At 33.4% G+C, this 26,651-nt stretch carries 30 protein-coding genes and 1 other RNA gene; 13 read left to right on the top strand and 18 right to left on the bottom strand.

Annotation, left to right across the window (positions count from 1 at the left end):
• Positions 1–19 precede the first annotated feature (19 nt).
• Together lpdA and C8P70_RS07655 are read left to right on the top strand one after the other, a co-directional pair.
• Complete coding sequence (gene lpdA / locus C8P70_RS07660) at positions 20–1,411, top strand: dihydrolipoyl dehydrogenase (protein ID WP_133712754.1); 1,392 nt, start codon at positions 20–22, stop codon at positions 1,409–1,411.
• 110 nt (positions 1,412–1,521) lie between these two features.
• Complete coding sequence (locus tag C8P70_RS07655) at positions 1,522–1,920, top strand: DUF4377 domain-containing protein (RefSeq protein ID WP_133712753.1); 399 nt, start codon at positions 1,522–1,524, stop codon at positions 1,918–1,920.
• 111 nt (positions 1,921–2,031) lie between these two features.
• Here C8P70_RS07655 and C8P70_RS07650 read toward each other — a convergent pair whose 3' ends face one another.
• The 5 genes from C8P70_RS07650 to C8P70_RS07630 form a co-directional block, all read right to left on the bottom strand.
• Positions 2,032–2,592: a helix-turn-helix domain-containing protein gene (locus C8P70_RS07650; protein ID WP_133712752.1), complete on the bottom strand. Its 561-nt coding sequence runs from the start codon at positions 2,590–2,592 to the stop codon at positions 2,032–2,034.
• 84 nt (positions 2,593–2,676) lie between these two features.
• Positions 2,677–2,877, bottom strand: coding sequence for a hypothetical protein (locus C8P70_RS07645; RefSeq protein WP_133712751.1), 201 nt, complete (start codon positions 2,875–2,877; stop codon positions 2,677–2,679).
• A 159-nt stretch (positions 2,878–3,036) separates the two neighbouring features.
• Positions 3,037–3,699: a tRNA (5-methylaminomethyl-2-thiouridine)(34)-methyltransferase MnmD gene (mnmD, locus tag C8P70_RS07640; RefSeq protein WP_133712750.1), complete on the bottom strand. Its 663-nt coding sequence runs from the start codon at positions 3,697–3,699 to the stop codon at positions 3,037–3,039.
• A gap of 3 nt (positions 3,700–3,702) precedes the next feature.
• Positions 3,703–4,158, bottom strand: a complete 456-nt coding sequence (locus tag C8P70_RS07635) for a hypothetical protein (protein ID WP_133712749.1) — start codon at positions 4,156–4,158, stop codon at positions 3,703–3,705.
• Positions 4,145–4,660, bottom strand: a complete 516-nt coding sequence (locus tag C8P70_RS07630) for a DUF4920 domain-containing protein (protein WP_133712748.1) — start codon at positions 4,658–4,660, stop codon at positions 4,145–4,147. The genes C8P70_RS07635 and C8P70_RS07630 overlap by 14 nt, the downstream gene beginning before the upstream one ends.
• Positions 4,661–4,920: 260 nt before the next feature.
• On the opposite strand from C8P70_RS07630, the gene C8P70_RS07625 reads away from it, so the two are divergent.
• Positions 4,921–6,003, top strand: a complete 1,083-nt coding sequence (locus C8P70_RS07625) for a branched-chain amino acid aminotransferase (RefSeq protein ID WP_133712747.1) — start codon at positions 4,921–4,923, stop codon at positions 6,001–6,003.
• Positions 6,004–6,404: 401 nt separating this feature from the next.
• A complete protein-coding gene (locus C8P70_RS07615; protein WP_166666192.1) occupies positions 6,405–7,328 on the top strand; it encodes an SRPBCC family protein in 924 nt (307 codons plus the stop codon).
• A gap of 26 nt (positions 7,329–7,354) precedes the next feature.
• On the opposite strand, the gene kdsB is transcribed toward C8P70_RS07615, so the two are convergent.
• Both kdsB and C8P70_RS07605 read right to left on the bottom strand, forming a co-directional pair.
• Complete coding sequence (kdsB, locus tag C8P70_RS07610; RefSeq protein WP_133712744.1) at positions 7,355–8,101, bottom strand: 3-deoxy-manno-octulosonate cytidylyltransferase; 747 nt, start codon at positions 8,099–8,101, stop codon at positions 7,355–7,357.
• Positions 8,102–8,199: 98 nt separating this feature from the next.
• The gene (locus tag C8P70_RS07605; RefSeq protein WP_133712743.1) at positions 8,200–9,633 is read right to left on the bottom strand and encodes an ATP-dependent DNA helicase; all 1,434 of its coding nucleotides are present in this window, start codon (positions 9,631–9,633) and stop codon (positions 8,200–8,202) included.
• Between the two features lie 126 nt (positions 9,634–9,759).
• Between C8P70_RS07605 and C8P70_RS07600 the strand changes: the two genes are divergently transcribed.
• The gene (locus tag C8P70_RS07600) at positions 9,760–10,551 is read left to right on the top strand and encodes a DUF3822 family protein (protein WP_133712742.1); all 792 of its coding nucleotides are present in this window, start codon (positions 9,760–9,762) and stop codon (positions 10,549–10,551) included.
• Positions 10,548–11,102: a 16S rRNA (guanine(966)-N(2))-methyltransferase RsmD gene (gene rsmD, locus C8P70_RS07595; protein WP_133712741.1), complete on the top strand. Its 555-nt coding sequence runs from the start codon at positions 10,548–10,550 to the stop codon at positions 11,100–11,102. Before C8P70_RS07600 ends, rsmD begins: the two co-directional genes overlap by 4 nt.
• Here the strand turns inward: rsmD and rnpB are convergent.
• Positions 11,103–11,416: RNase P RNA component class A (gene rnpB / locus C8P70_RS07590), an RNA gene on the bottom strand.
• Between the two features lie 123 nt (positions 11,417–11,539).
• Between rnpB and murQ the strand changes: the two genes are divergently transcribed.
• From murQ to C8P70_RS07570, 4 genes are read left to right on the top strand one after another with little or no spacing between them, the layout of a single operon-like run.
• Positions 11,540–12,358: an N-acetylmuramic acid 6-phosphate etherase gene (gene murQ / locus C8P70_RS07585; protein ID WP_133712740.1), complete on the top strand. Its 819-nt coding sequence runs from the start codon at positions 11,540–11,542 to the stop codon at positions 12,356–12,358.
• Positions 12,359–12,360: 2 nt separating this feature from the next.
• On the top strand, positions 12,361–12,591 hold the full coding sequence (locus C8P70_RS13990; protein WP_133712739.1) for a DUF6095 family protein: 231 nt from the start codon (positions 12,361–12,363) through the stop codon (positions 12,589–12,591).
• A 13-nt stretch (positions 12,592–12,604) separates the two neighbouring features.
• Positions 12,605–12,985, top strand: coding sequence for a DNA topoisomerase IV (locus C8P70_RS07575; protein WP_133712738.1), 381 nt, complete (start codon positions 12,605–12,607; stop codon positions 12,983–12,985).
• A 13-nt stretch (positions 12,986–12,998) separates the two neighbouring features.
• Positions 12,999–13,787, top strand: a complete 789-nt coding sequence (locus tag C8P70_RS07570; RefSeq protein WP_133712737.1) for a TerC family protein — start codon at positions 12,999–13,001, stop codon at positions 13,785–13,787.
• Between the two features lie 36 nt (positions 13,788–13,823).
• Here the strand turns inward: C8P70_RS07570 and C8P70_RS07565 are convergent, their stop codons facing one another.
• Positions 13,824–14,507: a TrmH family RNA methyltransferase gene (locus C8P70_RS07565; protein ID WP_133712736.1), complete on the bottom strand. Its 684-nt coding sequence runs from the start codon at positions 14,505–14,507 to the stop codon at positions 13,824–13,826.
• Positions 14,508–14,547: 40 nt separating this feature from the next.
• Between C8P70_RS07565 and C8P70_RS07560 the strand changes: the two genes are divergently transcribed.
• Entirely contained in the window at positions 14,548–15,249 is a 702-nt protein-coding gene (locus C8P70_RS07560) for an SIR2 family NAD-dependent protein deacylase (protein ID WP_133712735.1), read from the top strand.
• Between the two features lie 245 nt (positions 15,250–15,494).
• Here the strand turns inward: C8P70_RS07560 and C8P70_RS13795 are convergent, their stop codons facing one another.
• The 7 genes from C8P70_RS13795 to C8P70_RS07525 all read right to left on the bottom strand — a co-directional run bounded on the left by C8P70_RS13795 (position 15,495) and on the right by C8P70_RS07525 (position 23,226).
• A complete protein-coding gene (locus C8P70_RS13795; protein ID WP_166666191.1) occupies positions 15,495–15,644 on the bottom strand; it encodes a hypothetical protein in 150 nt (49 codons plus the stop codon).
• A gap of 201 nt (positions 15,645–15,845) precedes the next feature.
• Entirely contained in the window at positions 15,846–17,195 is a 1,350-nt protein-coding gene (gene purB / locus C8P70_RS07550) for an adenylosuccinate lyase (protein ID WP_166666190.1), read from the bottom strand.
• A 100-nt stretch (positions 17,196–17,295) separates the two neighbouring features.
• Complete coding sequence (locus C8P70_RS07545; protein ID WP_133712733.1) at positions 17,296–18,141, bottom strand: DUF2911 domain-containing protein; 846 nt, start codon at positions 18,139–18,141, stop codon at positions 17,296–17,298.
• Between the two features lie 23 nt (positions 18,142–18,164).
• Complete coding sequence (locus tag C8P70_RS07540) at positions 18,165–20,150, bottom strand: protein-disulfide reductase DsbD family protein (RefSeq protein WP_133712732.1); 1,986 nt, start codon at positions 20,148–20,150, stop codon at positions 18,165–18,167.
• The gene (gene tilS, locus C8P70_RS07535; RefSeq protein WP_133712731.1) at positions 20,147–21,457 is read right to left on the bottom strand and encodes a tRNA lysidine(34) synthetase TilS; all 1,311 of its coding nucleotides are present in this window, start codon (positions 21,455–21,457) and stop codon (positions 20,147–20,149) included. The genes C8P70_RS07540 and tilS overlap by 4 nt, the downstream gene beginning before the upstream one ends.
• A 120-nt stretch (positions 21,458–21,577) precedes the next feature.
• Positions 21,578–22,621, bottom strand: a complete 1,044-nt coding sequence (locus tag C8P70_RS07530; protein ID WP_133712730.1) for an RluA family pseudouridine synthase — start codon at positions 22,619–22,621, stop codon at positions 21,578–21,580.
• Between the two features lie 11 nt (positions 22,622–22,632).
• The gene (locus C8P70_RS07525; protein WP_133712729.1) at positions 22,633–23,226 is read right to left on the bottom strand and encodes a PASTA domain-containing protein; all 594 of its coding nucleotides are present in this window, start codon (positions 23,224–23,226) and stop codon (positions 22,633–22,635) included.
• Between the two features lie 126 nt (positions 23,227–23,352).
• On the opposite strand from C8P70_RS07525, the gene C8P70_RS07520 reads away from it, so the two are divergent.
• Together C8P70_RS07520 and coaD are read left to right on the top strand one after the other, a co-directional pair.
• The gene (locus C8P70_RS07520; RefSeq protein ID WP_133712728.1) at positions 23,353–24,339 is read left to right on the top strand and encodes a D-alanine--D-alanine ligase; all 987 of its coding nucleotides are present in this window, start codon (positions 23,353–23,355) and stop codon (positions 24,337–24,339) included.
• 7 nt (positions 24,340–24,346) lie between these two features.
• Entirely contained in the window at positions 24,347–24,802 is a 456-nt protein-coding gene (coaD, locus tag C8P70_RS07515) for a pantetheine-phosphate adenylyltransferase (RefSeq protein ID WP_133712727.1), read from the top strand.
• Between the two features lie 6 nt (positions 24,803–24,808).
• Here coaD and C8P70_RS07510 read toward each other — a convergent pair whose 3' ends face one another.
• Both C8P70_RS07510 and C8P70_RS07505 read right to left on the bottom strand, forming a co-directional pair.
• The gene (locus tag C8P70_RS07510; protein WP_133712726.1) at positions 24,809–25,441 is read right to left on the bottom strand and encodes a DEAD/DEAH box helicase; all 633 of its coding nucleotides are present in this window, start codon (positions 25,439–25,441) and stop codon (positions 24,809–24,811) included.
• 24 nt (positions 25,442–25,465) lie between these two features.
• Positions 25,466–26,638 carry a sigma-54-dependent transcriptional regulator gene (locus C8P70_RS07505; protein ID WP_133712725.1) on the bottom strand — a complete coding sequence of 391 codons (1,173 nt, stop codon included), beginning with the start codon at positions 26,636–26,638 and terminating at the stop codon, positions 25,466–25,468.
• Positions 26,639–26,651: the final 13 nt, after the last annotated feature.

The raw sequence follows: 26,651 nt of genomic DNA, 5'->3' as shown, positions 1-26,651 counted from the left end.
AATATAGAAATATACATTTATGAAATTCGATATTATTGTTTTAGGAAGCGGTCCGGGAGGGTACGTAACAGCAATTAGAGCATCACAATTAGGTTTTAAAGTAGCAATTGTTGAAAAAGAAAATTTAGGAGGAATCTGTTTAAATTGGGGATGTATTCCTACCAAAGCACTTTTAAAATCGGCTCAAGTATTTGAATATTTAAAACATGCTTCTGATTATGGTCTAACCCTTAATGGTGATGTAGATAAAGATTTTGATGCTGTTATTTCCCGTTCCAGAAATGTTGCTGAAGGAATGAGCAAAGGAGTTCAATTCTTGATGAAAAAAAACAAGATCGAAGTTATTGATGGTTTTGGAAAAGTAAAACCTGGCAAAAAAGTACAAGTTACCGATAAAGACGGAAAAGTGTCTGAAATTTCTGCTGATCATATTATCATTGCTACAGGTGCCCGTTCAAGAGAACTTCCAAATCTTCCTCAAGACGGTAATAAAGTTATCGGATATCGTCAAGCTATGACTTTACCCCAACAACCTAAAAAAATGATTGTAGTAGGATCGGGAGCTATCGGGGTAGAGTTTGCTTATTTTTATAACTCGATGGGAACCGAGGTGACCATTGTTGAATTTATGCCAAATATTGTTCCCGTAGAAGACGAAGATGTTTCCAAACAATTTGAGCGCTCTTTGAAAAAAGCAGGAATAAAAATTATGACAAATGCATCTGTCGAGAAAGTTGATACCAGCGGTGAAGGTGTGAAAGCAACTGTAAAAACGGCAAAAGGCGAAGAGGTACTGGAAGCTGATGTTGTTTTATCAGCAGTGGGAATCAAAACTAATATTGAAAATATAGGCTTAGAAGAAACAGGTATTGCAACTGACAAAGATAAAATTTTAGTCAATGAGTTCTATCAAACTAATATACCTGGGTATTACGCTATTGGTGATGTTGTACCGGGACAGGCTTTAGCTCACGTTGCTTCTGCTGAAGGAATTTTATGTGTGGAAAAAATAGCTGGGCATCATGTAGAGCCTTTAGACTATGGCAATATTCCAGGGTGTACCTATGCTACTCCTGAAATAGCTTCAGTAGGAATGACCGAGAAAAAAGCCAAAGAAGTCGGATATGATATTAAAATAGGAAAATTTCCGTTCTCTGCTTCTGGAAAAGCAAAAGCTGCAGGAACCCCTGACGGCTTTGTAAAAGTTATTTTTGATGCTAAATATGGTGAATGGCTTGGATGCCATATGATTGGCGCCGGAGTTACGGATATGATTGCAGAAGCGGTAGTAGCTCGAAAACTAGAAACTACAGGATATGAAATTTTAAAAGCTGTACATCCACACCCAACTATGAGCGAAGCTGTAATGGAAGCAGTAGCTGATGCATACGGAGAAGTTATTCACTTGTGATTTTATTGTGAACACTCCTTTTGAAGTCGAAAAGGAGTGTTCATATAAGGTAATTATTATTTAGCTTAAAGTATTGTTTTTTTTAATTTACTAATAATATTTATAAGACAATGAAAAAACATATCATTACAACTATATTACTATCAATTACCTATTTAATTTCATGTAAATCTGATAAAACTAATCACGATAATCTAATCACGACAGAAGAGCAATTAATTGAAGATAATTCAATTCAAAAAATTGGTGAATTGGAAGATATTTTAACGTTGATTATTGCAGATCATCTAGAAGATTGTATCGGCGTAGCTAAAGGAAAGTGTTTATTGGTTAAAGAAAATGACGACGACGAATGGCAGTTAATGTATCAGAATATTGAAAATTTTGAATACGAAGAAGGTTTCGAATATAAATTAGAAGTCAAACGTGAAGAAATTCCCAACCCTCCGACAGATCATTCTTCTATCAAGTATATTTTAATAAGAGTAATCTCTAAAACTAAAAAGTAATATAGTTATCTTGGTTAATATTTAGTCCTGATTGGTAATTGTTGTAGCTCTATTTGTCAACCCTCATTAAGACTATAAAGCACTATTAGTTTTTGGTAAATCTTATTACTTTTATAATTTATCAATCAACTTTCTTCGTTGGCTCCCTGTTGCTTTAAAATAAGTAGGGGTTAGACCTGTTGTTTTTTTAAATTGTTTGCTTAAATGAGCTACACTGCTATAATTCAAACGATAAGCAATCTCCTTCAGATTCAATTCATCATAAACTAATAATTCTTTGACTTTTTCTATCTTTAATAAAATAAAGTATTGTTCAATAGTGAGGGACTCCAATTGAGAAAACAACTGACTAAGAGTATTGTAATCCTGATTTATGTTATCGGTTATAAATATTGACAACGGAACATCTAAACAAGCATCTCTATTTTGGACAAGATCAATTAAAATACTCTTAATTTTAGTTACTATCTGACTTTTTCTATTATCCAAAATCTCAAAGCCCAGAGTCTGTAGTTTTTTATTAAGCTCTTCCACCTGTTTAGATGTTAGTTCTTCACCTATCTCTACCTCTCCCAACTCTACTTTTTCAAGTTTATACCCCAAAGAATGTATAATGTCTTCAACAGCCATTTTGCACCTGGTGCATACCATATTTTTGATATACAAATACATCTTATAAATTTTATCAAAGATATTAATTATTAAGGAGGTTTCATATAAAAAAGCCATTTTGAAGTTTCAAAATGGCTATCTGTTTTATTGATCTATTAAGTTTAAAGATTCATACAATTCTGGTTTTTCCTGTACAAAACCATTAACCCATTTAAAAAGTCGATCTAAGTCGTAAGGTAACATCTGATGAATTGCTTTTTCTAATTCTTTGTAAAACAATTTAGGATCAAAGCTTACATTTTCTAAAATCGTTTTTGCGTAATCAAACATTAGTCTGGTTTTCATATTTACTAATTTTTAATTATTATCACTAGGTAAATATATACTCTTTTTTAGATCAAAAAAAACATACAATCGAATTTTATATTTTTTTTAATAGTATATTCATATTTTCACTCTTTTTCATTTAAAAAATACAATAAATATTTTCAAATATCGTTTATACTATTTACGGGCAATTATCATCTCCCTTTTCCCTGGAGGTCCAGGGCAAACTTCAATCAATAAGCCTGCATTCTGCATTGCTTTTTTTATCGGACTTCTACAAGCATATGTTGTTAATATTCCTCCTTGCTTTAAAGCTGCATACATTTTTTTAAAAATTTCAACAGACCATAATTGAGGCTGATAGGGATAGCCAAACACATCAAAATATATCAAATCAAAATGATCATTTGCCAGATTAACTTCTTCAAACAGACCATGAATCTTATTCAGCGTAAATTCTTGAGTAAGCCTAGTTTTTTTATTCCAAGGTGAAGTATGAAGTGCTTCAAAAATTTGTTGTCCTTCTTTTGTTTTTACTAAATCAATATAATTTAACTTTTCGGTTTCTTCAGTAGACAAAGGAAATCCTTCTACTGTGTGATATTCTATCTTTTTTTGATCCTTTTTTGCTTTCAAAGCAGTTAAAAAAGCATTTAATCCCGTTCCAAATCCCATTTCCAGAATTTTGACATTATTGTTTGCCAACCTTTCTAACCCATTTTTAATATATACATGTTCAGCTTCTCGAACAGCTCCATGTATAGAGTGATAAGTTTCTCCCCATTCTTCAATTTGTATTGTTGACGAGCCATCAGAAGTAGTAATTAATTTTCTCTTCACTTTTTAAGGTATAAACAATTTTTTAATACGAGGGATAGGTCCTCCGCATTTACTTTTATGACATTCTAAACATGAATTAACAATAGCGTTAAATTGCGATTTTTTATCTGTTTCTTTACTTTGATAAAAAGCTTTTTCAACTTCAATAAAATAACGAGCCTGCCACTCAAAAAACTCATCCTTATCAGATGGGTCAGTTAATTGAGAGCTAAAAATACTTTCGTGAATTACAGGAAATTCTCCAAAATCTGTTTCTCCTGTCAAAAGTTTAGATTTAATTCGCATATTATCAACATACATCTGTTCCATCAGCATTGCCATAGGTGAGAGTTCATACATATCAAATGGAGGCGAATTAGAATCTTGCTGTTCATCTTTCTTCTCTTTACATCCTGACAAAAATATGCTCAGTACTAAAAACAGCAGCAATAAAATTTTCTGATGTTTATTCGATCTCATCCGTTTGAGTCATTTTTTCAATTGCAATTCCATCTGCCATAAATGCATATGAAATTTTAGGTTCGGATATTTGGGCTATTTCTTCTTCACTTTTACCGGCATCTTTGGCATAATGCTTTAATTCATCAACGGAAACTACTGACAAAAAAGCTTTTCCGTCCACTATAACTTTATGTCCTGCAGCATTTTTAGGTGCAAAAAAGCCATAATCAGTAAAACGCACAAAACTTTTATGCCCTTCCCCTAAATCTACATTCATCCAACAACCCTTTTTCTGACACACTTCATTTATATCTGCTAAAAATTTAACATTTAAAGTATCACCTTCTTTTAAGTTTTGATATTGATGCAACATCTCTTCTTGCGAAAAAGTTACTTTATCTTGTTCAATTTCCGCTCCAAAAATTTCATACTCTCCTTCAGACTCTGCAATTTCTGTGTTTTGTTTACAGCTTACCATACCAAGTACCAAAAAAATAAAAGCTACAGCCACTCTTTTCATGATTTATTTGATTTGAATTTCAAACAAAGTTAATTTAAAAAAACAATCAAATTCAACTAAAACAGTCTTAATCTTTATAAATTCGAATAATTTGAACAATATTTTTTGATTAAACAATAATTATCGACTTAGTTTATATATTCTTCAACAAGATTTTAAAATACATTACTTTTTTTGCTAAATTTGCATCGTCTGTCTGTTTTTCAATAAATAGCACTTACTCAGTACAAACATAACTATCAATAAAAAATATTATTATAATGAGTTTAGCAGAAAATACAAATATTTCCATTGAAAAAATAGCAAAATCAAGAATTGATTCTATTGATTTTGAAAATTTAAAATTTGGAACAACTTTTTCAGATCATATGTTGGTTTGCCATTACAAAGACGGTCAATGGGGAGATGTTCAAATCAAACCTTACGGACCAATGTCTTTTGAACCATCTATCAACGTATTTCACTATGGGCAAGCTATATTTGAAGGAATGAAAGCTTACAAAGACAGCAATGACGATGTTTGGTTATTCCGTCCCAGAGAGAATTGGAAGCGTTTTAACAAATCTGCTGAACGCATGGAAATGCCTCAAATTGACGAAACCCGTTTTGTAGATGGTTTAAAAACTTTATTAAATTTAGATAGAGAATGGGTAAAACCAGGACAAGGAAACGCTTTATATCTACGTCCTTTTATGATTGGTACACATCCAGGTGTAGTTGCAGGTCCTTCTTCTGAATTTATGTTCTGCATCATTTGTTCTCCTGCTCGCACCTATTATTCAGGAAAAGTAAAAGTTCAAATTGCTGAACACTATAGCCGTGCTGCAAATGGCGGAGTTGGTTATACTAAATGTTCTGGAAATTATGCCGGGCAATTTTACCCAACGAAACTAGCTCAACAAAAAGGATACCAACAAGTTATATGGACTGATGATGCTACACATACCAAACTTGAAGAAGCAGGTACAATGAATGTTTTCTTCAGAATCGGAGATACGTTAATTACAGCTCCTACCAGCGAACGTATTTTGGATGGTGTGACAAGAAAAAGCTTATTGGATATTGCAAAAAGCAAAGGAATAGACATTGATGTTAGAACTATAGTTGTTCAGGAGCTACTGGATGCTCATGCAAAGGGAGAATTAAAAGAAATATTTGGCGCAGGAACTGCCGTTACTATCGGACAAATAGAAGGTTTTGCCTATCAGGAAAAATTCTATTCTCTCCCTGAAATTGCTGACGAAAATTCTTTTGCTGTCCAATTGAAAAACTCCTTACAAGGTATTCAACAAAAAACAGTTGAAGATATTTTTGGCTGGACTGAAAAAGTAGAAAAAAAGTAACAGAATTATTTATTTAAAACATAAAAAAAGCGACAGAAAATTCTGTCGCTTTTTTTATGTTCATAATTCATTGACTTTTCACTACTTTTGCTAAAAAGAAAGTTATGTTTACCAGCGGACAAATACAATTTGCTATATTTTTTGTTGTTATCTTTACTATTGTTATTGCCATAATGTATAGAAAGGATATAAATCTCCATCGGCTACACTATAAAAATAGATTTTTTATACTTATAGCCTTTATAGCTTTTATCGGATCTTTATTTATCATTAAGAAATTTCTAAAGTAATTTATCAGTTCGTTTCTATTCATGAAGATCGTCAAATATTTTTTGTTACTTCTACTTTTAGGCATTATTTCTCTTGCCGTTTTTATTTTGACACAAAGCGGTAATTTTAACGTGCATAAAAAAATCACAATTGATGCTCCACAGCAGACTGTTTTTGAATATCTTCAAGATTTGGATAACTGGTCAGATTGGACTGCAAGCAGTCTTACTCAAAATAATATTTACAATATTGAGTTAGATAACATAGGAGTTTTCAAAATTAAGAAAGAATATAGTCACCCTTACGACAGTTTATCTCAGGATATTTTGCACGATCAAATCATATCAAATATTTTTTGGAAACTTAAGCCTAATAAAAATAAAACAGATATTGAATTCCGCTTTCAAGGCACTTTAGATTTAAAAACTAAAATCATTACCTTCTTCAAAGGAACTCCAAATCAGATAGTTTCTAAAGAAATTGAAAAAAACCTCAATGCACTTGTTGTTTTCTTTATGAAACAATACAAGGAATTTGACATTGAAACGCAAGAAGTACACACTTTAGACGACACGCATTATATTTATTTTCAAAAAAACAGTTCTATCCAAAATTTAAATAAAGATATTTTGGAAGAAATAAATAACCTAAAAAACTTTTGTCTTCAGAATAAGTTAACTATAAACGGCAATCCCATAATTGTATTAAATGATCAAAAAATAAGCAATTCCATTAATTGTTTATTTGCCTTACCTATTACTGAAACCATTTTTTTGAATGAAGATGAAATTTATAAAACAGGAAATATAGTCACAACAAACCTTTTATATTTTAAAACTATTTTAAAAGGCAATTACACACACTTAGGAATTGCTATGACAGAATCACAAAGAGCGATAGAGAGAAAAAGCAATATCAATCTTATTTCCGGTTATCCTACCATCATGCAATTGGATACATCGGTTCTACAAAATAAATATCCGGCTGAATGGAAAACGCAGATATATATTCCCGTACAAGAGAAAAGTATAACGGAAACCGAAGAGCAAATCTAAAACTTGAGCTCGAAGAAAAAAACAAATCACTTTAACAACTGATTCTCTTCCAGTAGCTTTCTCGCTTTATCTAAATCTTCAGGAGTATCTATTCCGATACCTGTATGATCAGTAACTGCCATTTTTATTCGTTTCCCATATTCCAGATACCGCAGCTGCTCTAGCTTTTCTGAAGATTCTAAAAACTTAAGGGGCAATTTAGTGAATTCCAACAAAGCAGACTTTCTAAACGCATAAATCCCAATATGCTGATAATATTGCACTTGTACTTCCTTATCTCTTGGATACGGAATCACAGAACGCGAAAAATACAAAGCCATATTAGCATGATCCACAACCACTTTTACATTATTAGGATTTTCTATTGCCTCCCAATCGTCAATTGGAGTCATTAATGAAGCTAAATCCACTTTTTCAGAATAATCCTCTTTAAATATAGCAATTAGTTTCTTAAGGTTTTCTTCATTGACAAAAGGCTCGTCTCCCTGTACATTTATCACAATATCAGCTTCAATATTCTGTACTGCTTCTGCGATCCGGTCACTGCCACTTTCATGTTCCTTGAGGCTCCGCACGACTTTTCCTCCATTATTTGCTATTTCATCAAAAATCAAAGAGGAGTCAGTTACAACAAATACATCATCAAACAAACCTGTTGCAACAGTTGCTTCATACGTTCTTCTGATAATAGTTTTTCCGCCTAAATCCTGCATCAATTTAGCGGGAAAACGAGTAGACGCATATCGCGCCGGAATAACAGCAATGACTTTCATTTATATTCGTTTATTTCACCTCAAAGATAATAAAAAGACGACAGACTGTTGTAGACACTTTTTTATAATTGGATACATCATGATCCAAAATTCGTCTATCAATTTTCAAAAAAATCATCTTTAAAACCTATTAAATACAACTTGTTTTTGGCACGGGTCATCGCGGTGTAAAGCCATCGAATATAGTCCACATCAATTCCTTCAGGCAAATAAGGTTGTTCTACAAAAACAGTTTCCCATTGTCCGCCTTGTGATTTGTGACACGTAATAGCGTAAGAAAACTTTACTTGAAGAGCATTAAAGTATTCGTTCTGTTTTACTTTTTGAACCTTTTTATAATTGGTTATTTCATCTTCATAATCCAACATAATTTCCTGATACAGTTTATTGGTTTGCTCATACGTAAGCGCAGGACTTTCGCTGGTCAAGGTATCTAAAAGAACAATAGTGTCAAAAGAAGCCATATCAGGATAATCGATCATTCTTATGCGAACCGAAGCATATCTAAAGTTGTATAATTCAATGATTTTATAAATTTCCAAAATTTCAATAATGTCTCCGTTGGCAATAAAATTGGTAGAATCTGCCTCGCTTTTCAGCCAGTAATAATTATTTTTGACAACCATCAGTAAGTCTCCTGCAGATATTTCGTTTTCTTTGTCTAAAATCCTCAATCTAATTTGTTGATTGTAAGCATTCGCCCTTTTGTTAGATCGAACAATAAAAGCAGTTTCTTCCGGTCCGCTGTTAGAATAAGCAGAAAAAATAGCATCCTGAATATCATAACCTTCTTGTAAGCGAACAATATCTTTAAATCCGTTCATTTCGAACTGAAAAGTATCTGCAAAATAAGATTTTAACAAAGAGCGAAGTAAAGTTGCATTGTGCAACACACCCGACCCTTCTTCCTGACGCATTACTTCGTCCAGCTCAATTTGGTGAATTCCCATCTGATATTGCAATCCCAACCGATCAGTATCCAATGCAGGGCTCAACAGCATATTAACAGGAGGCAGTTGAGCTGTATCTCCCATAAAAATGAGTTTACAGTTATGACCGGAATAAACATAGTAAATTAAATCATCCAGTAAAGATCCGTTTGGATAAAGATGGGTGTCTGACGAAGTGGCATCACCAATCATAGAAGCTTCATCAACAATAAAAATTGTATTTCGATGTTTATTTTTTCTCAATGTAAATTGAATCCCACTTTCTGTTTTCCCTGCTTTTGTATAATAAATATGCTTGTGGATAGTAAACGCCTGACGTACCGAATATAGACTAATAACTTTAGCAGCTCTACCTGTTGGTGCAAGCATTACCGATGATTTATTAATGTGCTTCAGTTCATTTACTACAACAGATAACAACGTCGTTTTCCCCGTTCCGGCATAACCTTTTAATACAAACAGCTCATCTTGAAAATCATTAGTAACAAAATCGGCTATTTTTTGTAAAAAAACATCTTGTTTCAAGGTTAAATAAAAAGGAAATTTATGGCACAATAATGTGTAAAATTGCTGTCCGGTCATAATTATTTTTTATGCTTTACAGATTGTAAATGTCAAAGATACTAAGCTTTTTGAGGTTGGCTTAAAATGTGTTTCAAAAATGTGTAAATTTGCTCCTACAATATATACTGATTTTATATTTAAAGAATGACAAAGCATACACATAGACTATTAATACAAGTTTCTCCAGAGATATTTTCATTTATAATCAAAGAAATTGAATCTGACAAAATCTGTAGCTTTGCTTCTGAAACACTTTCTAACAACACGCCCCTTGAAGAACAGTTAGACAAATTTTTTCAACACCATAACCAGTTAGTAGAAAAATACAGTGAAACATTGGTTTTACACGACAACTCTTTTAATACTTTTGTTCCGAAAGCTTATTTTAACGAGGAAGACGCAGGAGCCTACTTACAATATAACACTAAAGTATTTTCGACAGATTTTTTCGCTTTTGATGAAATGCCTCAATTTGAGATGAATAATGTGTATGTACCGTATGTAAACATCAATAACTATCTCATTGACAAATTTGGCTCGTTTACTTATCAGAACATCAATACGGGACTTGTTAACCATATACTTCAAAAATCAAATAAAAATACAGAAACAGTAGTTTTTGTACACGTTCAAAAAAAACACTTCGAAATTATAGTCGTAAACAGCGGAAAACTTATTTTATTTAATTCTTTTGAATATCTTACTGAACAAGATTTTATCTACTATATTTTGTTTGTACTGGAACAGCTTAATTTAGACAGAGAAAAAATAAAACTTTATTTGCTGGGACAAATTGAAAAAAATGATGCTTTATTTGAACAAGCATACACTTTTATCAATTATTTAGACCTAGTGGACAAGAACACTTTTAATTTAGAGAATACAACACTACACAGCCGAACGATTAATCAACATTATATTTTACTCCATTCATGAGAATCATTTCTGGAAAACTAAAAGGTAGAAGAATTAATCCACCTAAAAATTTACCTGTAAGACCAACAACTGATATGGGTAAAGAATCTTTATTTAATATTTTAAATCATCACTTTAACTTTAACGGATTAAGCGCTTTAGATTTATTTGCCGGAACAGGGAATATCAGTTACGAGCTTGCTTCGAGAGGAGTAGAATCTATAGTAAGTGTTGATACTGATCAGGGCTGTATTAATTTTATAAAAAAAACAGCTAAAGACTTTGACCTCAACATTATTTCGCACAAAGCAGATGTTTTTAAGTTTCTTGAAAAACATCAATCGAGCTATGATCTGATTTTTGTTGATCCTCCTTATAACTTTACACAAGAACAATTTGAACAAATTATATCAAATATCTTCAACAATAATCTCCTTGACGAAGAGGGAATGCTGATTGTTGAGCATTCTAAATTCACAAAATTAGATCATTTACCGAATCTTTCCTTTGAAAGAAATTATGGTGGATCTGTATTTTCATTTTTTGAATTTGAATCTGAAAAAGAAAATTAAAATAAGAGCAGGCTTATAAGCCGGATTCTGTATGCACAAAAGCGTACACCCTTATCATTTATCTAGACTGTTAATTACTCAACAGTTCAATCTGCCTACCCCTAAAGCTTCGGGCGAGTAACCCTCAAATGCTAAATATACATGGCATTTCACCGCATAGAGTTTACCTGATTTCACTACAGCATTATCTGTACATTCTTTCTGTTGCACTGGTCCTCCTAACTAAGGTTAAGGATGGGCGTTACCCATTATGCTACTCTGTGGTGTCCGGACTTTCCTCTGATTAAACAACCAGCGATAAGGCAGCCTGCTCAGGTAACAAAAGTAGTTCTTTTTTGTTAAAGGGAAGTATAAAACTTTAATTTCGTTTTGTGATTTAAACTACTTAGAATGGAGTATTTTGACTATTTTTGTAGTGGATACATACAAAAACAAAAGTGAATTTTATTAAAACAACGGAGCAGGAATCTAATTACGACGGTTTAGAAAATATGTCTATAAGCGACATATTAACTAATATTAATCAAGAAGATCAGCTTGTTCCAATGGCTATTAAAAAAGCAATTCCTCAAATAGAAGCTGTTGTTAAAGTTATTATTACTCAATTAAAAAATGGAGGCAGGCTCTTTTATATAGGAGCAGGAACTTCGGGAAGAATGGGAATATTAGATGCTTCTGAATGCCCTCCAACCTATGGTGTTTCTCCCGATTTAGTGATCGGCATTATTGCAGGAGGAGACAAAGCCATCCGTACAGCCGTAGAAAATGCAGAAGACAATATCCTGCAAGGATGGTATGATTTGCAAACCTACAATATCAACAATCGGGATATAGTTATCGGAATTGCGGCATCAGGAATCACACCTTACGTAATTAATGCTTTGAAAGAATGCAGACAACACCATATTCCAACTGCTTGTATTACCAGTAATGCACATAGTCCTATTACAAAAGTTTGTGACTATCCTATTGAGGTAATTGTTGGCCCGGAGTTTATAACGGGCAGTTCAAGGATGAAAGCAGGTACAGCTCAAAAATTAGTTCTAAACATGATTTCCACTTCTACTATGATTCAGCTAGGAAGAGTAAAGGGAAATCGCATGGTGGATATGAAAATAACAAATGACAAACTTGCCCAGAGAGGAATTAATATGTTGCAAGAAGAATTAAAAATCAACTTTGAAGAAGCTGAAGAGCTTTTAAAGCAATATAAGAATGTACGCAAAGCAATCAGTAATTACCGTAAAAATAAATAATCATGGAGCACAATCATACTAATCGAAAATTATTACAAAAAGGCGTTTTTTATCTTGCTAGTACAGTTCCTTTGTTGTTTTTAGGACCAATAGTTATTTATAATGCATTCACAAATCAAAATCACCCTTTTTTTTATATTGTTTTAAGTATAGGATGTATAATTTGTCTGTTGGCTATGTTTTTAATTTTTAGAGGGCTAAACAACATCATGAAATCAATATTTGGAAACTAACAAAATTAAAACTATGAAATTAAAACTTTTAAGCTTTTTACCTCTGTTTATTTTTTTTGGTGCATGCTATAATCAAGAAAAAAACTGTGACAACTTCCGAACAGGAACCTTTGAATTTATAACGGAAATTAACGGAGAAACCAAAGTTTCTACTTTTGTAAGAAACGAAAATATAGAAATTGAAACTTTTGAAGGTAAGACAGATACCGCCAGTATAAGATGGGTCAACAACTGTGAATTTATACTACAAAAACTAAATCCCAAAAACATGGCTGAGCAAAAAGCCATTAATATGCGTATTATATCAACGGATGGAGATACTTGCCTGTTTGAGTATGGTCTTGTAGGAGATGATAGAAAACAAAGAGGAACTTTGCGAAAAATAGCCGACTAATAATAATTTGTTTATGGATGTACTTTTTACAGCAGACGCGATTATCGCTTTTTTAACCCTTACTTTTTTAGAAGTAGTACTCGGAATTGATAATATTATATTTATTTCGATAGTTACGGGAAAACTCCCTGAAAATCAACGAAAAAAAGCCACTAAACTGGGATTATTTTTAGCTATGTTTATGCGAATTGCATTGCTGTTTGGAGTTACCTGGCTAATTGCCATGAAAAAAACAATTTTCTCGGTTGATTGGGGATGGTTTAGCGCTCAGCTCAACGGACAAGGATTAATTTTACTAATAGGCGGTATTTTCTTAATTTATAAATCTACAAAAGAAATTCACGAAAAAGTATCCCATGTTCAACACCATACTGATATCGATCAACCAACCCAAATATCCAAAACCGTTGGAAAATCATTTGGAAATATAATTTTACAAATACTGATGATAGATATTATTTTTTCTATTGACAGTATTTTAACCGCTGTTGGAATGACCAATGGCATTGAAGGAGCTCTATATATTATGATAGCTGCTGTTGTTGTTTCCGTTGGAATTATGATGATTTTTGCTGTTCCAGTAGGCAATTTCGTCAATAAAAACCCATCCATTCAAATATTAGCTCTTTCATTCCTTATCTTGATAGGTTTTATGCTGACTACTGAAAGTATGCACTTATCTCATGCTGTTTTAGCAGGAAAAGAAATCGGAGCCGTGCCGAAAGGATATCTCTATTTTGCTATTACCTTTTCGTTGATTGTAGAATTTATCAATATGAAAATGAGAAAAAAACAAAAATAAATATGAATAAAAATTTAGCACAGTATACTCTAAATTCTAACTGTGCTGAATTTCTAAATATCTCTCTGTGATAAAATCAATGTCTTTAATAGATTTTCTTGCCCAATCAATTTGCTTCGCTAACAACTCATGCTCTGACAATTGCCAGTTAATATCCGACTCCCTTAATCTGGTTGTTAAGCTTTGAATGATAATTGCTGCAGAAACCGATATGTTTAAGCTCTCAGTAAAGCCAACCATAGGAATTGTAATATAATCATCTGCTTGTTCTATAATTTCAGGAGATAATCCGGTTTTCTCCGTCCCAAAAAAAATAGCTGCAGGTGCCGATAAATCAAACTTATCCAGGTTCTGCGCTTTACCATGCGGAGTGGTAGCAACAACTTTATACCCTTGAGCCTTAATTGAGTCTATACAACCTTGTACCGAATTATAACGATGAATATCGACCCACTTTTCTGCTCCAAGAGCAATTTGCTTGTCGATTCGTTTACCAAATTTTTGTTCAATTACACTTAAACTTTGGACACCAAAAACTTCACAACTACGCATTACAGCACTTGTATTGTGTAATTGATAAACATCCTCTGCTACGACCGTAATGTGTTTGGTTCTGTTTTCTAAAATCTCTTTAAAACGCTCTATTCTATTCTCGGTTAAAAAAGTTTCTAAATAAGCTAAGTATCCAATATCTTGATATAGCTTGTTTGAAATATTCATTATCTTTAGTTTTAAACAAAAGGGCAAAGGTAAGAATATTATGGAAAAACGTTTAGTAGTACTTTCAGGAGCGGGTATAAGTGCAGAGAGCGGAATTAAAACTTTTAGAGATGCGGATGGTTTATGGGAAGGACACGACATTATGGAAGTTGCCTCACCGATAGGCTGGGTAAAAAACAAAGAAGTAGTTTTAAAGTTTTACAACGATCGCCGCCGACAGCTTTTAACTTGCAATCCCAATGCGGCACACTATGCAATTGCTGAACTTCAACAGCATTTTAGAACAACGGTAATCACGCAAAATGTAGATGATTTACATGAACGTGCAGGAAGTAAAGATGTAATTCACCTGCATGGTGAATTGCTTAAAGTTCGAAGCGAAATCAATGAAAGCTTAATTTATCCTTGGATGGACGATTTAACTGTATTGGATCGAAACGAACAAGGACATACGTTACGTCCTCATATTGTATGGTTTGGCGAAATGGTTCCGGAATTAGAACACGCGATTTCCTATGTCGAAGAGGCGGATATTGTCCTAATTATCGGTACATCTTTACAAGTCTATCCTGCAGCTTCATTAATTAATTTTGCGAAAGCTAACTCTTTAATTTATTACATTGATCTCCATCCTGCTTCTACTAAGCATTTTAATCGCAAGATTGAAGTTATCGCTGAAAAAGCCTCTATCGGAATGGCTCTTATCAAGGAATCGCTCCTTGATCTTAGCCGAATGGCATAAAATAAAGAGATTTATATAACCTCTTTTTCATTTAATTCTAGCTCTAATTCTACTCAAAGAGATAGGTGATATACCAATATAAGACGCTATTTACTTCAACGGAACTCAAAATATTTACCTCGTCTGTAGATTCATCAGCTTTTTCTACTACTACTCCCCCTTCTTTCAGGTAAAAAAAATTGAACTACAGACAATTCTTAGTATAAATACCTAAACACAGTACCTTGTATTATTTTTCACTAGACTCATAAAGTATCTACCTTATTCCATCCTCTACATATTTGGTTGTACGAAATGGCTGTGATATAGTTTCCTACCAAAAATACAAAATCTAGAATTTCATTCTCCTTTTCATAAACATAGGCTGTACTACTTTGTATATAAACAAGTTTCATATCTAGTTTCTTTTTCTATCAGCAGCTTTTCTCTATAAAATCGTAGGCAATTATGGAAGCTCCATACCGGAGGTTCAAATATTTTTATCGTATTCTCATTTTTAAATTGGAGACAAAACTATTATCTATAAAGCAAAAGACACTTTACTTAAGTTAAGTAATAGTTTAACTATCAAAAAAAACTAAAGTATCGATTTGTAACTACCAACTTTCTATCCCCAAATAGTTATGAGGAGTAATTTGTTTTAGTTCATTTTTAATTGTATCAGATATATTCAGTGTTTCAATAAAGGAATGAATAGACTCTTTATTAATAGTTGTATTGGTCCTTGTTAAATCTTTTAAAGCTTCGTAAGGATTTGGATATCCTTCTCTTCTCAAAATAGTTTGGACTGCTTCTGCCACTACTGCCCAATTATTTTCTAAATCTTGAGTCAATTTACTTTCGTTTAACAATAGTTTATTCAATCCTTTTAAAGTCGATTCAAAAGCAATTAATGTATGTCCTAAAGGTACTCCTATATTTCGTAAAACTGTACTATCCGTCAAATCTCTCTGCAAACGAGATATAGGAAGTTTGGCTGCCAGATGTTCAAAAACAGCATTTGCTATTCCCAAATTGCCTTCTGAATTTTCAAAATCAATAGGATTTACTTTATGTGGCATTGCAGACGAACCAATTTCTCCTGGTTTTATTTTTTGTTTAAAATAATCCATTGAAACATACGTCCATATATCTCTGTTTAAATCAATCAAAATAGTATTAATACGCTTTAACGCATCAAAGAAAGCAGCAAAATGATCATAGTGTTCTACCTGAGTAGTCGGAAAAGAATGTTTTAATCCCAAGGTAAGTTCTACAAAATCAGTTCCGAACTGTTTCCAGTTATGTGCGGGATAAGCAACATGATGTGCATTAAAATTACCTGTTGCACCACCAAATTTAGCTGCAAAAGGTATATTATTCAATAGTCTTAGCTGCTCTTCTAAACGCTCTGTAAAAACATGTATTTCTTTTCCTAAACGCGTAGGTGAAGCTGGTTGTCCGTGTGTACGTGCCAGCATCGGTATGTCTTTCCACTCTACACTAAGTTCTTTCAGTTTGTTTATCAATTCAATAAAAGCAGACATGTATACCTCTTCAAAAGCATGCTTTGTCTGCAAAGGAATAGAAGTGTTATTAATATCTTGGGAGGTCAATCCAAAATGAATAAACTCTTTATATTTTTCAAGCTTAAGACTATCAAAAGCATTTTTAATAAAATATTCGACTGCTTTAACATCGTGGTTTGTTATTTTCTCTTTTTCTTTAATCCACAATGCATCTTCTGTTGAAAATTCTTGATATAATTTACGTAATTCAGGAAAAACAGAAGCTGGGACATCTTTGAGCTGAGGAATTCCATATTCACAGAGAGCAATAAAGTATTCCACCTCAACCAAAACCCTGTATTTAATCAAAGCTTCTTCCGAAAAATAACTGGCTAAAGATTTCGTTTTACTTCTATAGCGTCCATCAATTGGTGAAATAGCGTTTAATTCTGTCAGCATAATATTAAATTGTGTTGTTTAAGGGGCAAAGATACTGTTTTAACAACAGATAGAAAATAACTAAAAACTAAAAAAGATAGCTGAAGCTATCTTTTTTAAACTATTTGGACCACTCTTTTATGGCGTCTTTATTAATTTTCACATAATCCTGATTATTGGCTTTTTCTGCTAATTCTAAAGCCTTTTTAGCTGTTTCTACTGCTGCAGTTTTATCGCCGGATTTTGCCTGAATTTGCGATTTTAATCTAACAAAATAGTAAGGAACCTTATCGCCGGATTTTTCTATGGCTTGGTTTATCCATTGTAAAGCTGATTTCATATTTTTGTCTGTCAGGTAATAATATTCCGCAGCTGCATAGTAATCTACAATTGCAGGACCATCAAAAGTAGTTTCTATACTTTCCATTGCCAATTGATCCGTTGGTACTTTAAAACGAACAGGTACAATTGTTTTTTCCCATATAATTTCTAAATCTGCATAATCAATATTAACATTATTAACAGCAATAGTAAATGTTTCATTTGTTCGGTTAGAATTTAAAACTCCTACTTTAGTGGAAAGTGCTACTTTACTGTCATCCCAGTTTGCTGGCAATCCCCAATTATTGACATCTGAGTAAAAAATTACTTCCCACTCTCCTACTTTTGGGATTGTAAAAAGCGAATAAGATCCTTTTTTTAGTTTTTTCCCATCAATTTCTACATCATTGCCAAACGTAACTACCGTATTCATATTAGCTCCAGTTCTCCACAGGCGTCCATAAGGCACTAAATCTCCATATACTTGACGTCCTCGCATATTTGGTCTTGAATAATCAACTTTTACATCAGTTAAACCTACTACCTGATGAACTTCTGCTTTTGTACTAGTAGACGGGGTATGAACTTGGGCATAAGCACCAATACCCAACAAGGCAAAAGCTAATACAATAATTGTCTTTTTCATTTTAATTATTTTATCGGTTTATCTTACTTTTTTAATCCACTTTCCAACCACATTTTATATTCCTCCGCATCTGGCGTATAACCTATCGGTTCTGCTAAACGGTTTTCTTCTGCATCTAAAATCACGTAATACGGCTGTGCATTAGCGTGATATTTTTCAATTTGAAAATCACTCCATTTATTTCCGATAGTTTTTATTTTCTTGCCTGTTGTTTCTGAAATATACTGTTCGTTTTCAGGCAATTCTTTTTTATCATCAACGTATAAAGAAATCAATACAACGTCGTTTTTCAGCATTGTCAATATCGAAGGGTCTGACCAAACGTAATCTTCCATTTTCCTGCAATTAACACAAGCAAATCCTGTAAAATCAAGCAGTATCGGTTTATTTACAGATTTTGCATATTCTAATCCCTGTTGGTAATCAGTAAAAGCTATCAGGTCATGTGCTCCTAGTTTAGCTCCTTCCGGCAATGAAGAAAAATCAGCAGTTGATCCGTTTCCTCCTTTACCACCTACTCCATAAGGACTTTCAGAATAAGTCATTGGAGGCGGAAAGCCTGAAATTAATTTTAATGGCGCCCCCCACAATCCCGGAATCATATAAATAGTGAAAGTAGATACTAACAAGGCCATAAATAATCGCCCAACAGAAATTCTTTCAATCTTTGAATCATGCGGTAACTGAATTTTTCCAAACAAATAAATTGCCCAAGCACCAAACACCGCAATCCAAATAGCTAAAAACACTTCACGCTCTAACCAATGTTTTTGCAATACTAAATCAGCATTAGATAAGAATTTAAATGCTAATGCAAGTTCTAAAAATCCTAAAGAAACTTTAACTGTATTCATCCATCCTCCTGAACGAGGCATAGAATTTAACCACCCAGGAAACATAGCAAACAGCATAAAAGGTAATGCTAACGCCAACGAAAACCCTAACATACCTATTAAAGGCGCGGTTCCTCCTTTGGCAGCTGCTTCTACCAACAAGGTCCCTACAATAGGACCTGTACACGAAAAAGAAACGATAGCTAATGCTAACGCCATAAAAAAGATACCTATCAGCCCACCTCTGTCTGCCTGTCGATCTACTTTATTAGCCCATGAATTAGGCAGCATAATTTCAAAAGCTCCTAAAAAAGAGGCTGCAAATACAATTAATATTCCAAAGAAAATAACATTAAACCATACATTTGTTGATAGTGCATTTAATGCATCTGCTCCGAAAATCTTAGTAACAATTAATCCTAAAACTACATAAATAACGATGATGGACAAACCATAAGTAATTGCGTTTCTGATTCCTTTAGCCTTTGTTTTACTTTGCTTAGTGAAGAAACTTACTGTCATTGGAATCATTGGAAAAACACATGGAGTTAACAACGCTGCAAACCCGCCTAAGAAAGACCATATAAAGATTCCCCAAACACTTCTGTCTTCTGTTTTAGGTGCTATTTTTATATTTTCATCTGCCAATTTCTCACTTTTTACTACATCTTTCGTCTCTGCCTGGTCTATAGATGCTTCCTCAAAGTTTTTTACTTCTTTAGACACCAGTGTCTTTAAATCATAAACAAACAGATTACTCTGACTAATACAAACATCTTTACAAACTTGATATTCCATTTCTACCTGAATGTTAGGCGTATCAGGATTGATTAATTTTATTTCCTGGACTAGCTTAACTGGTCCTACAAAATATGTTTCATCTACTTCAAATATATCGTTGTAAACTGTTTTAGTCTCACTTTCTTTAGCATCACCAATCAATTCATAGTTTCCATCAATATTGTTATATACAAACTCCGTCGGAAGTGGTCCTCCTTCCGCTGTATATTGCGAATACATATGCCAATCGTCCTCTACGATTCCATCCCAAGTAATAATAAACTCTGTGTCTGATTTTTTTTCAATTTTAGTCTGCCATTTCGCCGGATTCATAACCTGAGCCTGAATTGATGCGAACGAAACTAAAAGCAGTAGCAAAAAAGCTATTTTTTTCATAATGTTGTTTGAATTTTTAAAATTTTGGTTGTTGTATCTTGTATTTTAAATCGGTCATCCATTCTGTTTCCTATAATCCATATGATTTTGTCTTCTGAACATAATAACCATGTGTTTTCTTTTTGAAACTGGCTGAATTTTTCATCTTTAAAATATTTATTCACCTTTTTTGTTCCGGTCATTCCAAAAGGTTTAAAGCTATCTCCCTCTTTAACCTTGCGAACTGTAAGCGGAAATTTTATTAAGTCTTCATCTACCAATATAAAAGACTTATCCAAAGCTAATTCGGCATCACAATAAGATTCAACACTTATTTTTAAAGGATAGTGCAATGGCTGATTTTGCTCTAAATAGTATTTATCTTCTTTTCTCTCTAAAACAGCTGAATACAAGATTAATTCATCACGGTTTTTTAACAATACATAGTCCTCAGAATATATTTTTTTTCCCGAATCTGAATCTAATAGATTTTTAATATCCTTCCATGCCGTAAAACCATAAGGCTGAAGCCATTTATAAAGATACGCTTTAGGCAAGGACAGTTTTTTAATTTTTTTTATATCAAAGCACAAGCTATCTTTTTTTTGAGTGACTACTTCTGCATAATGCAGCTTACTTGCGTCTTCACTCAATACAAATGTTTCTTTTAAATTTGCAATTGTATTGACAAACGATTGTTCAAAATTGCTATTTAAATCTTTTAATAGAGGAAGAATATTTTTTCTAATTTTATTCCTCAAATATTTAGTTTCACTATTTGTTCGATCTTCTCGCCATAAAATTCCTTTTTCCTGAGCGTATTCTTCTATTTCTTTTCTCGAAAAAATGAGTAACGGACGTCTGATTTTTCCATTCTGTTCGGGTATTCCTAACAGTCCTTCTAATCCTGTTCCTCTTGAAAGGTTTATCAAGAAAGTTTCCATAGAGTCATCTAAATGATGCGCAGTTAATAAAAAATCATATTGGTTTTCTTCTAATAACGAATCAAACCATCTATAGCGCAGTTCTCTGGCAGCAATCTGTATGGATACTTTTTGTTTTTGGGAATATTCTTCCGTATTGAATTCGGCTACCAAACACTCCTTTTCCATCCCTTTTGACAAATTCTCAACAAATTGTTGATCGCCATCGCTGTCTTCCCCTCTTAAATGAAAATTGCAATGAGCTACTGCAAAATCTAATTCTGCCGCTGCACATATGTGCATTAGCACTACACTGTCAATTCCTCCGCTAACCGCCAAGAGCAATCTCCCCGAATACAGCTCTGAGAAATTATTCTTAACATGTGTTTTAAATTGATTTTGCATTTCTTGTTTTTGAAACTTCCAAAGTAAACAATTTTATTTGTTTTTATAAAGCCTTAATTTCATAATTTTCAGCTAAAAGAAACAAAGCATCAAATCTCTCCTATTAACTATTCAAATATTTTATTCATATTCAAAGCTGGAATGACGAGCATAGTTTCTCCATTTCTCAATACATTCTTGCATATCTTGAGGAATTTCAGAATCAAGCCGAAAGTATTCTTTTGTTACTGGATGCTCAAAGCCTAAGGTTCTGGCATGTAAAGCTTGGCGAGGTAAAATCTGAAAGCAATTTTCTACAAATTGTTTGTATTTAGTAAAAGTTGTACCTTTTAGAATCAAATGTCCACCATAACGCTCATCATTAAAAAGGGTATGCCCAATATGTTTCATATGGACGCGAATTTGGTGTGTTCTGCCTGTTTCCAATCTGCATGAAACTAATGTTACATAACCAAATCTTTCCAATACTTTGTAATGTGTAACTGCCCACTTCCCTTTATTCTCATCTTCGTATGCAGCCATCTGCATTCGGTCTTTAGCATGCCGTCCTATATAGCTTTCTATAGTTCCTTCTTCCTCTTCTACATTCCCCCAAACCAATGCTATATATTCTCTTTCTGTCGACTTTTCTGCAAACTGACGCTGTAAATCTGTCATTGCATGCTCCGTTTTTGCCACGACCAAAAGTCCGCTTGTATCTTTATCTATACGGTGAACCAATCCCGGGCGTTCACTGCTATTTAGCGGGAGGCTTTCAAAATGATACGCCAAAGCATTCACAAGCGTACCAGTATAATTTCCATGCCCCGGATGTACCACCAACCCCGGAGTTTTATTTACAACCAACAAATAATCGTCTTCATAAACAATATTTAACGGTATATTTTCGGGAATGATAATATTTTCAAAAGGAGGCTGTTTCATCAAAACACGGACAACATCCTGCGATTTTACTTTGTGATTTGATTTAACCGGAACATCGTTTACATAAATGTTTCCATTAGCTGCTGCTTGCTGAATTTTATTCCGAGTAGCATTTTCTATTAAATTCATCAAAAACTTGTCTACCCGCAAAGGTGACTGTCCTTTTCCTGCTTCAAATCGGTAATGTTCGTATAGTTCTTCTTCAAAATCTTCAAATAGTTCTTGATTGCTTTCTTGCATTTTATCTTTTTTTAATCAATAGCCGGTGCCACATCTCGTTCTTCATCAGATAAGGTTGCTTTTCCATCTCCTAAAACAAAATCAATTCTTGAATCTTTCAATACTTTATCTCCTTGTTTTAAAGATTTTCCGTTTTGAGAAACGCCTAATACCACATCCTTTCCTATAAATGTACGATATGATTTTGTACCTTCTTTTAACCCTAATGATCTGATCGTTGCTAAAGCCTGTCTAAAAGTCAACTGTTCCAAATCCGGCATGCTAACTTTACCAAAACCAGCAGCATTAATTTTTACGTATATTTTTCTATTTTCCTTTACATCCATTCCCGCAGCAGGATCTTGCTCTATTATAGTTAATGGAGGAAGCGATTTGTCATAATCTAATGTATCCAAAACCACCATTCTTAATTTTTTCTCTTCCAACTTCTGCAAAGCCTGATCGGTATCCAGTTTATCCAGATTCGGCACTTGAATGTGCAGATCATGATTAGTAGTCGTTTTTAACCATTTTAAGGCAACGAAAGCAGCAACAAAAACTAATACAACTGCTAAAATAACAGAGCCCCAAAAAGACTTGCTTCTTAAAAAATTTAATAATCTCATAGTAATATAGATTTCATACAAAGATATAAAATCGAAAAGATTTTTTGTTTCTGGGTTTTATTTTAAATTTGTTTTAAATCTTTTGGCAGGGCAGTTACAAAAATGCCAAAATCTAAATGTTTTAATATGAAACACGTAGCTGTTGTAATGGGAGGATATTCCAGCGAATATAAAATATCTTTAGCTAGCGGTAAAGTAGTGTGCAATACGCTTGACCGCTCAAAATATATTCCTTATGCTATCCACATCTTACCGGATAGATGGGTATATGTTGATGAGGATAACACCGAATATTTTATTGATAAAAATGACTTTTCAGTTGACTACAATGGCAAAAAAATAGTTTTTGATGTAGTTTTTAATGCAATTCACGGAACGCCGGGAGAAGACGGCTTATTGCAGGCTTACTTTGAACTGATAGGAATGCCCCATACTTCCTGCGGTTTTTATCAGGCTGCGTTAACGATGAACAAACGCGATATACTTGCCGTTTTAAAACCATACGGCATCAAAACGGCTATTTCTTATTATTTAAACGAAGGCGATTATATTGATGTTGAAGCAATAATCCAGCGCGTTGGATTACCTTGTTTTGTAAAACCAAACCGCTCTGGCTCGAGTTTTGGCATTTCTAAAGCAAAATCTTCAGATGAGCTCTTACAAGCCATTGCAACTGCTTATCGAGAAGATTCGGAAATCATTATTGAAAGCTTTTTAGACGGTACTGAGGTTTCTGTTGGCGTTATAAATTATCAGGGAGAAATAACAGTACTACCTATTACAGAAATTATCTCAGAAAATGATTTTTTTGATTATGAGGCTAAATATTTAGGGAAATCTCAAGAAATCACTCCGGCGCGAATTGACTCTAAAACAAAAGAAACGATAAGAGATATTGCCTCGCGTATTTATAAAATTCTGAGAATGGAAGGTTTCTCCAGAAGCGAATTTATCATTGTTGACGGAACTCCTTTTTTATTAGAAGTAAACACTGTTCCCGGATTGACTAACGAGAGTATTTTACCCCAACAAGCAAAAGAAGCACAGATTTCATTGCCAGATTTGTTTGATAACGCAATTATTTTAGCTTTGCAAAAGCACAACAACAAATGATACTTTTATGAGAAGAGCAGTTTTTCCGGGTTCTTTTGATCCCATTACAAACGGACATTATGATATTATTAAAAGAGCACTGCCACTATTTGATGAAATCGTTGTTGCTATTGGTATTAATGCTGACAAAAAATATATGTTTTCTCTGGAAGACAGGTTGAAATTTATTGCAGAAACTTTTAAAAATGAGCCTAAAATAAAAGTAGAAACCTATGTTGGACTGACTACTGAATTTTGTCTGAAAAAAGATGCTAAATTTATTTTAAGAGGACTTCGCAACCCTGCTGATTTTGAATTTGAAAAAGCAATTGCTCATACCAATCGATTTTTAACCAAAATAGAAACTGTTTTTTTACTCACTGCTGCAAGTACTTCATTTATCAGTTCAAGTATTGTACGCGATGTTATTCGAAATAATGGTGATTACGCTAAATTGGTTCCTGACCCTGTAAGAGTAAAATAAAATCTTTTACTCTTCTTCTTCATAAAAATCAAACCATTCTGTGTCTTCGCTCATTGTTTTATCAACAAACATCTCTAATTGTTCTATATAATTTAAAGCCATGTAAAGACGTTGTGTTTTACCTATACTTTCTGATAACCTGTATAATTTGGGTTCTAAGCGATTGCGAAGCTGGATGTCGACATCGTCAATAATATACATTTTTAACTGGTTAATGTCAAAACCTGCACTGCTGAACATTTCATTCAAACGAGCAGCTGTACCTATCAGGACATCATTACCCAATGATATTTGATTTTTATCTTCATCTAAATCTGTATAATCATGTACGCCATAAATGCGCAGATTTATATTTCTGTTCAAATTTTGAAAAACCTCCTGTAGTCTTTCTACTTCAAACTTGTCTTTTACAACAATTAGCACTTGCGTAGCTATTTCCTCTGATTTTACTTTTTCCAATCTTTGCAATACAGCAATTACCATCGCTGTTGTTTTTCCCTCAGATGGAGGTGCTATTAAAACTACATCAATTCCGCTTTTTATTTTTCCAAAAGTCGTTTTTTGCAATACAGTTGGTTCAACTAAACCAATATTTGTCAAGTTTGTCTGTAAAATCGGATTTATTTTCTTTAATTTCATTCTCCTTTATTTAAAACGTACATTTTATTTATTAGCAAAAAGTTCTACATCTTCTCTTGATATTTCACTCTCACTTAAAATGATTAACCTCTCCACTACATTTCTCAATTCTCTGATATTACCTGTCCAATTGTGCTCCTGCAATAAATTAACAGCTTCCTGCGAAATCTTTTTTGGAACTGCTCCCTGTTCTTCTGCAATTTTTTTAATAAAATGATCTATTAAAATTGGAATATCTCCTTTTCGGTCTTTTAAAGAAGGGACTTCTATCAAGATTACGGCTAAACGATGGTACAAATCCTCTCTAAAACGCCCTTCTCTTATTTCCTTTTTAAGGTCTTTATTGGTAGCTGCTATTACTCGTACATCTATTTTTACATCTTTTTCTGCCCCCACGCGGGTTACGACGTTTTCTTGTAGCGCTCTCAATACTTTTGCTTGTGCCGCCAGACTCATATCCCCTATTTCATCTAAAAAAATAGTTCCTTTATTAGCGGCTTCAAACTTACCTGATCTGTCTTTTACGGCAGAAGTAAAGGCTCCTTTAACGTGTCCGAAAAGCTCGCTCTCTATTAGTTCTGAAGGAATTGCCGCACAATTGACTTCAACCAAAGGATAGCCTGCACGACTACTTTGCTGATGAATCTGATGTGCTACAAGTTCTTTACCCGTACCATTGGCTCCGGTAATCAATACTCTTGCTTCAGTTGGCGCCACTTTTGCGATAATTGCTTTTATATGGTCGATGGGTTGACTGCTTCCTATTATCTCGTATTTCTTATTTACTTTTGCTTTCAGAATTATATTTTCTTCTACTAATTTCCCTTTGTCCAAAGCATTTCTAACTGCTGTAAGCAAACGATTTAAATCAGGAGGTTTAGGAATATAATCATAAGCGCCAACACGCATTGTATTTACCGCCGTTTCCAAATCTCCATGTCCGGAAATCATAATAAACATTAGGTTAGGTCTGATTTTTTTAGCTTCAATCAGTAATTCCTCGCCATCCATTTTTGGCATTTTAATATCGCTGATTACCAAATCATAATTTGATTCGGCTATCTTTTTTAACCCCTCCTCTCCATTTTCTACACCCTCCAATATATAATCTTTCGACTCTTCTTCTAGAATCTTAATCAGCATACGACGAATAGCGTTTTCGTCTTCTACAATTAATATTTTAGATGTTTTTTTCATATTTTTTTGGGAT

It is taken from the genome of Myroides indicus (genome assembly GCF_004364575.1).
Classification (GTDB): domain Bacteria; phylum Bacteroidota; class Bacteroidia; order Flavobacteriales; family Flavobacteriaceae; genus Flavobacterium; species Flavobacterium indicum_A.
Note: the sequence above shows the minus strand (reverse complement) of the source record. Positions and strands in the feature narration are given on the sequence as shown.

Excerpts from the sequence above, each read along its gene's own strand:
- C8P70_RS07600 (WP_133712742.1), top strand. The coding sequence starts at position 9,760 with ATGACAAAGCATACACATAGACTATTAATACAAGTTTCTCCAGAGATA.
- coaD (WP_133712727.1), top strand. The coding sequence starts at position 24,347 with ATGAGAAGAGCAGTTTTTCCGGGTTCTTTTGATCCCATTACAAACGGA.
- C8P70_RS13795 (WP_166666191.1), bottom strand. The coding sequence starts at position 15,644 with ATGAAACTTGTTTATATACAAAGTAGTACAGCCTATGTTTATGAAAAG.
- rsmD (WP_133712741.1), top strand. The coding sequence starts at position 10,548 with ATGAGAATCATTTCTGGAAAACTAAAAGGTAGAAGAATTAATCCACCT.
- C8P70_RS07605 (WP_133712743.1), bottom strand. The coding sequence starts at position 9,633 with ATGACCGGACAGCAATTTTACACATTATTGTGCCATAAATTTCCTTTT.
- C8P70_RS07645 (WP_133712751.1), bottom strand. The coding sequence starts at position 2,877 with ATGAAAACCAGACTAATGTTTGATTACGCAAAAACGATTTTAGAAAAT.
- C8P70_RS07625 (WP_133712747.1), top strand. The coding sequence starts at position 4,921 with ATGAGTTTAGCAGAAAATACAAATATTTCCATTGAAAAAATAGCAAAA.
- C8P70_RS07565 (WP_133712736.1), bottom strand. The coding sequence starts at position 14,507 with ATGAATATTTCAAACAAGCTATATCAAGATATTGGATACTTAGCTTAT.
- C8P70_RS07655 (WP_133712753.1), top strand. The coding sequence starts at position 1,522 with ATGAAAAAACATATCATTACAACTATATTACTATCAATTACCTATTTA.
- C8P70_RS07635 (WP_133712749.1), bottom strand. The coding sequence starts at position 4,158 with ATGAGATCGAATAAACATCAGAAAATTTTATTGCTGCTGTTTTTAGTA.
- purB (WP_166666190.1), bottom strand. The coding sequence starts at position 17,195 with ATGCTGACAGAATTAAACGCTATTTCACCAATTGATGGACGCTATAGA.
- C8P70_RS07540 (WP_133712732.1), bottom strand. The coding sequence starts at position 20,150 with ATGAAAAAAATAGCTTTTTTGCTACTGCTTTTAGTTTCGTTCGCATCA.
- C8P70_RS07505 (WP_133712725.1), bottom strand. The coding sequence starts at position 26,638 with ATGAAAAAAACATCTAAAATATTAATTGTAGAAGACGAAAACGCTATT.
- C8P70_RS07545 (WP_133712733.1), bottom strand. The coding sequence starts at position 18,141 with ATGAAAAAGACAATTATTGTATTAGCTTTTGCCTTGTTGGGTATTGGT.
- kdsB (WP_133712744.1), bottom strand. The coding sequence starts at position 8,101 with ATGAAAGTCATTGCTGTTATTCCGGCGCGATATGCGTCTACTCGTTTT.
- C8P70_RS07560 (WP_133712735.1), top strand. The coding sequence starts at position 14,548 with ATGGAAAAACGTTTAGTAGTACTTTCAGGAGCGGGTATAAGTGCAGAG.
- C8P70_RS07570 (WP_133712737.1), top strand. The coding sequence starts at position 12,999 with ATGGATGTACTTTTTACAGCAGACGCGATTATCGCTTTTTTAACCCTT.
- C8P70_RS07510 (WP_133712726.1), bottom strand. The coding sequence starts at position 25,441 with ATGAAATTAAAGAAAATAAATCCGATTTTACAGACAAACTTGACAAAT.
- C8P70_RS07630 (WP_133712748.1), bottom strand. The coding sequence starts at position 4,660 with ATGAAAAGAGTGGCTGTAGCTTTTATTTTTTTGGTACTTGGTATGGTA.
- C8P70_RS13990 (WP_133712739.1), top strand. The coding sequence starts at position 12,361 with ATGGAGCACAATCATACTAATCGAAAATTATTACAAAAAGGCGTTTTT.
- lpdA (WP_133712754.1), top strand. The coding sequence starts at position 20 with ATGAAATTCGATATTATTGTTTTAGGAAGCGGTCCGGGAGGGTACGTA.
- C8P70_RS07650 (WP_133712752.1), bottom strand. The coding sequence starts at position 2,592 with ATGTATTTGTATATCAAAAATATGGTATGCACCAGGTGCAAAATGGCT.
- C8P70_RS07575 (WP_133712738.1), top strand. The coding sequence starts at position 12,605 with ATGAAATTAAAACTTTTAAGCTTTTTACCTCTGTTTATTTTTTTTGGT.
- C8P70_RS07525 (WP_133712729.1), bottom strand. The coding sequence starts at position 23,226 with ATGAGATTATTAAATTTTTTAAGAAGCAAGTCTTTTTGGGGCTCTGTT.
- C8P70_RS07530 (WP_133712730.1), bottom strand. The coding sequence starts at position 22,621 with ATGCAAGAAAGCAATCAAGAACTATTTGAAGATTTTGAAGAAGAACTA.
- C8P70_RS07520 (WP_133712728.1), top strand. The coding sequence starts at position 23,353 with ATGAAACACGTAGCTGTTGTAATGGGAGGATATTCCAGCGAATATAAA.
- tilS (WP_133712731.1), bottom strand. The coding sequence starts at position 21,457 with ATGCAAAATCAATTTAAAACACATGTTAAGAATAATTTCTCAGAGCTG.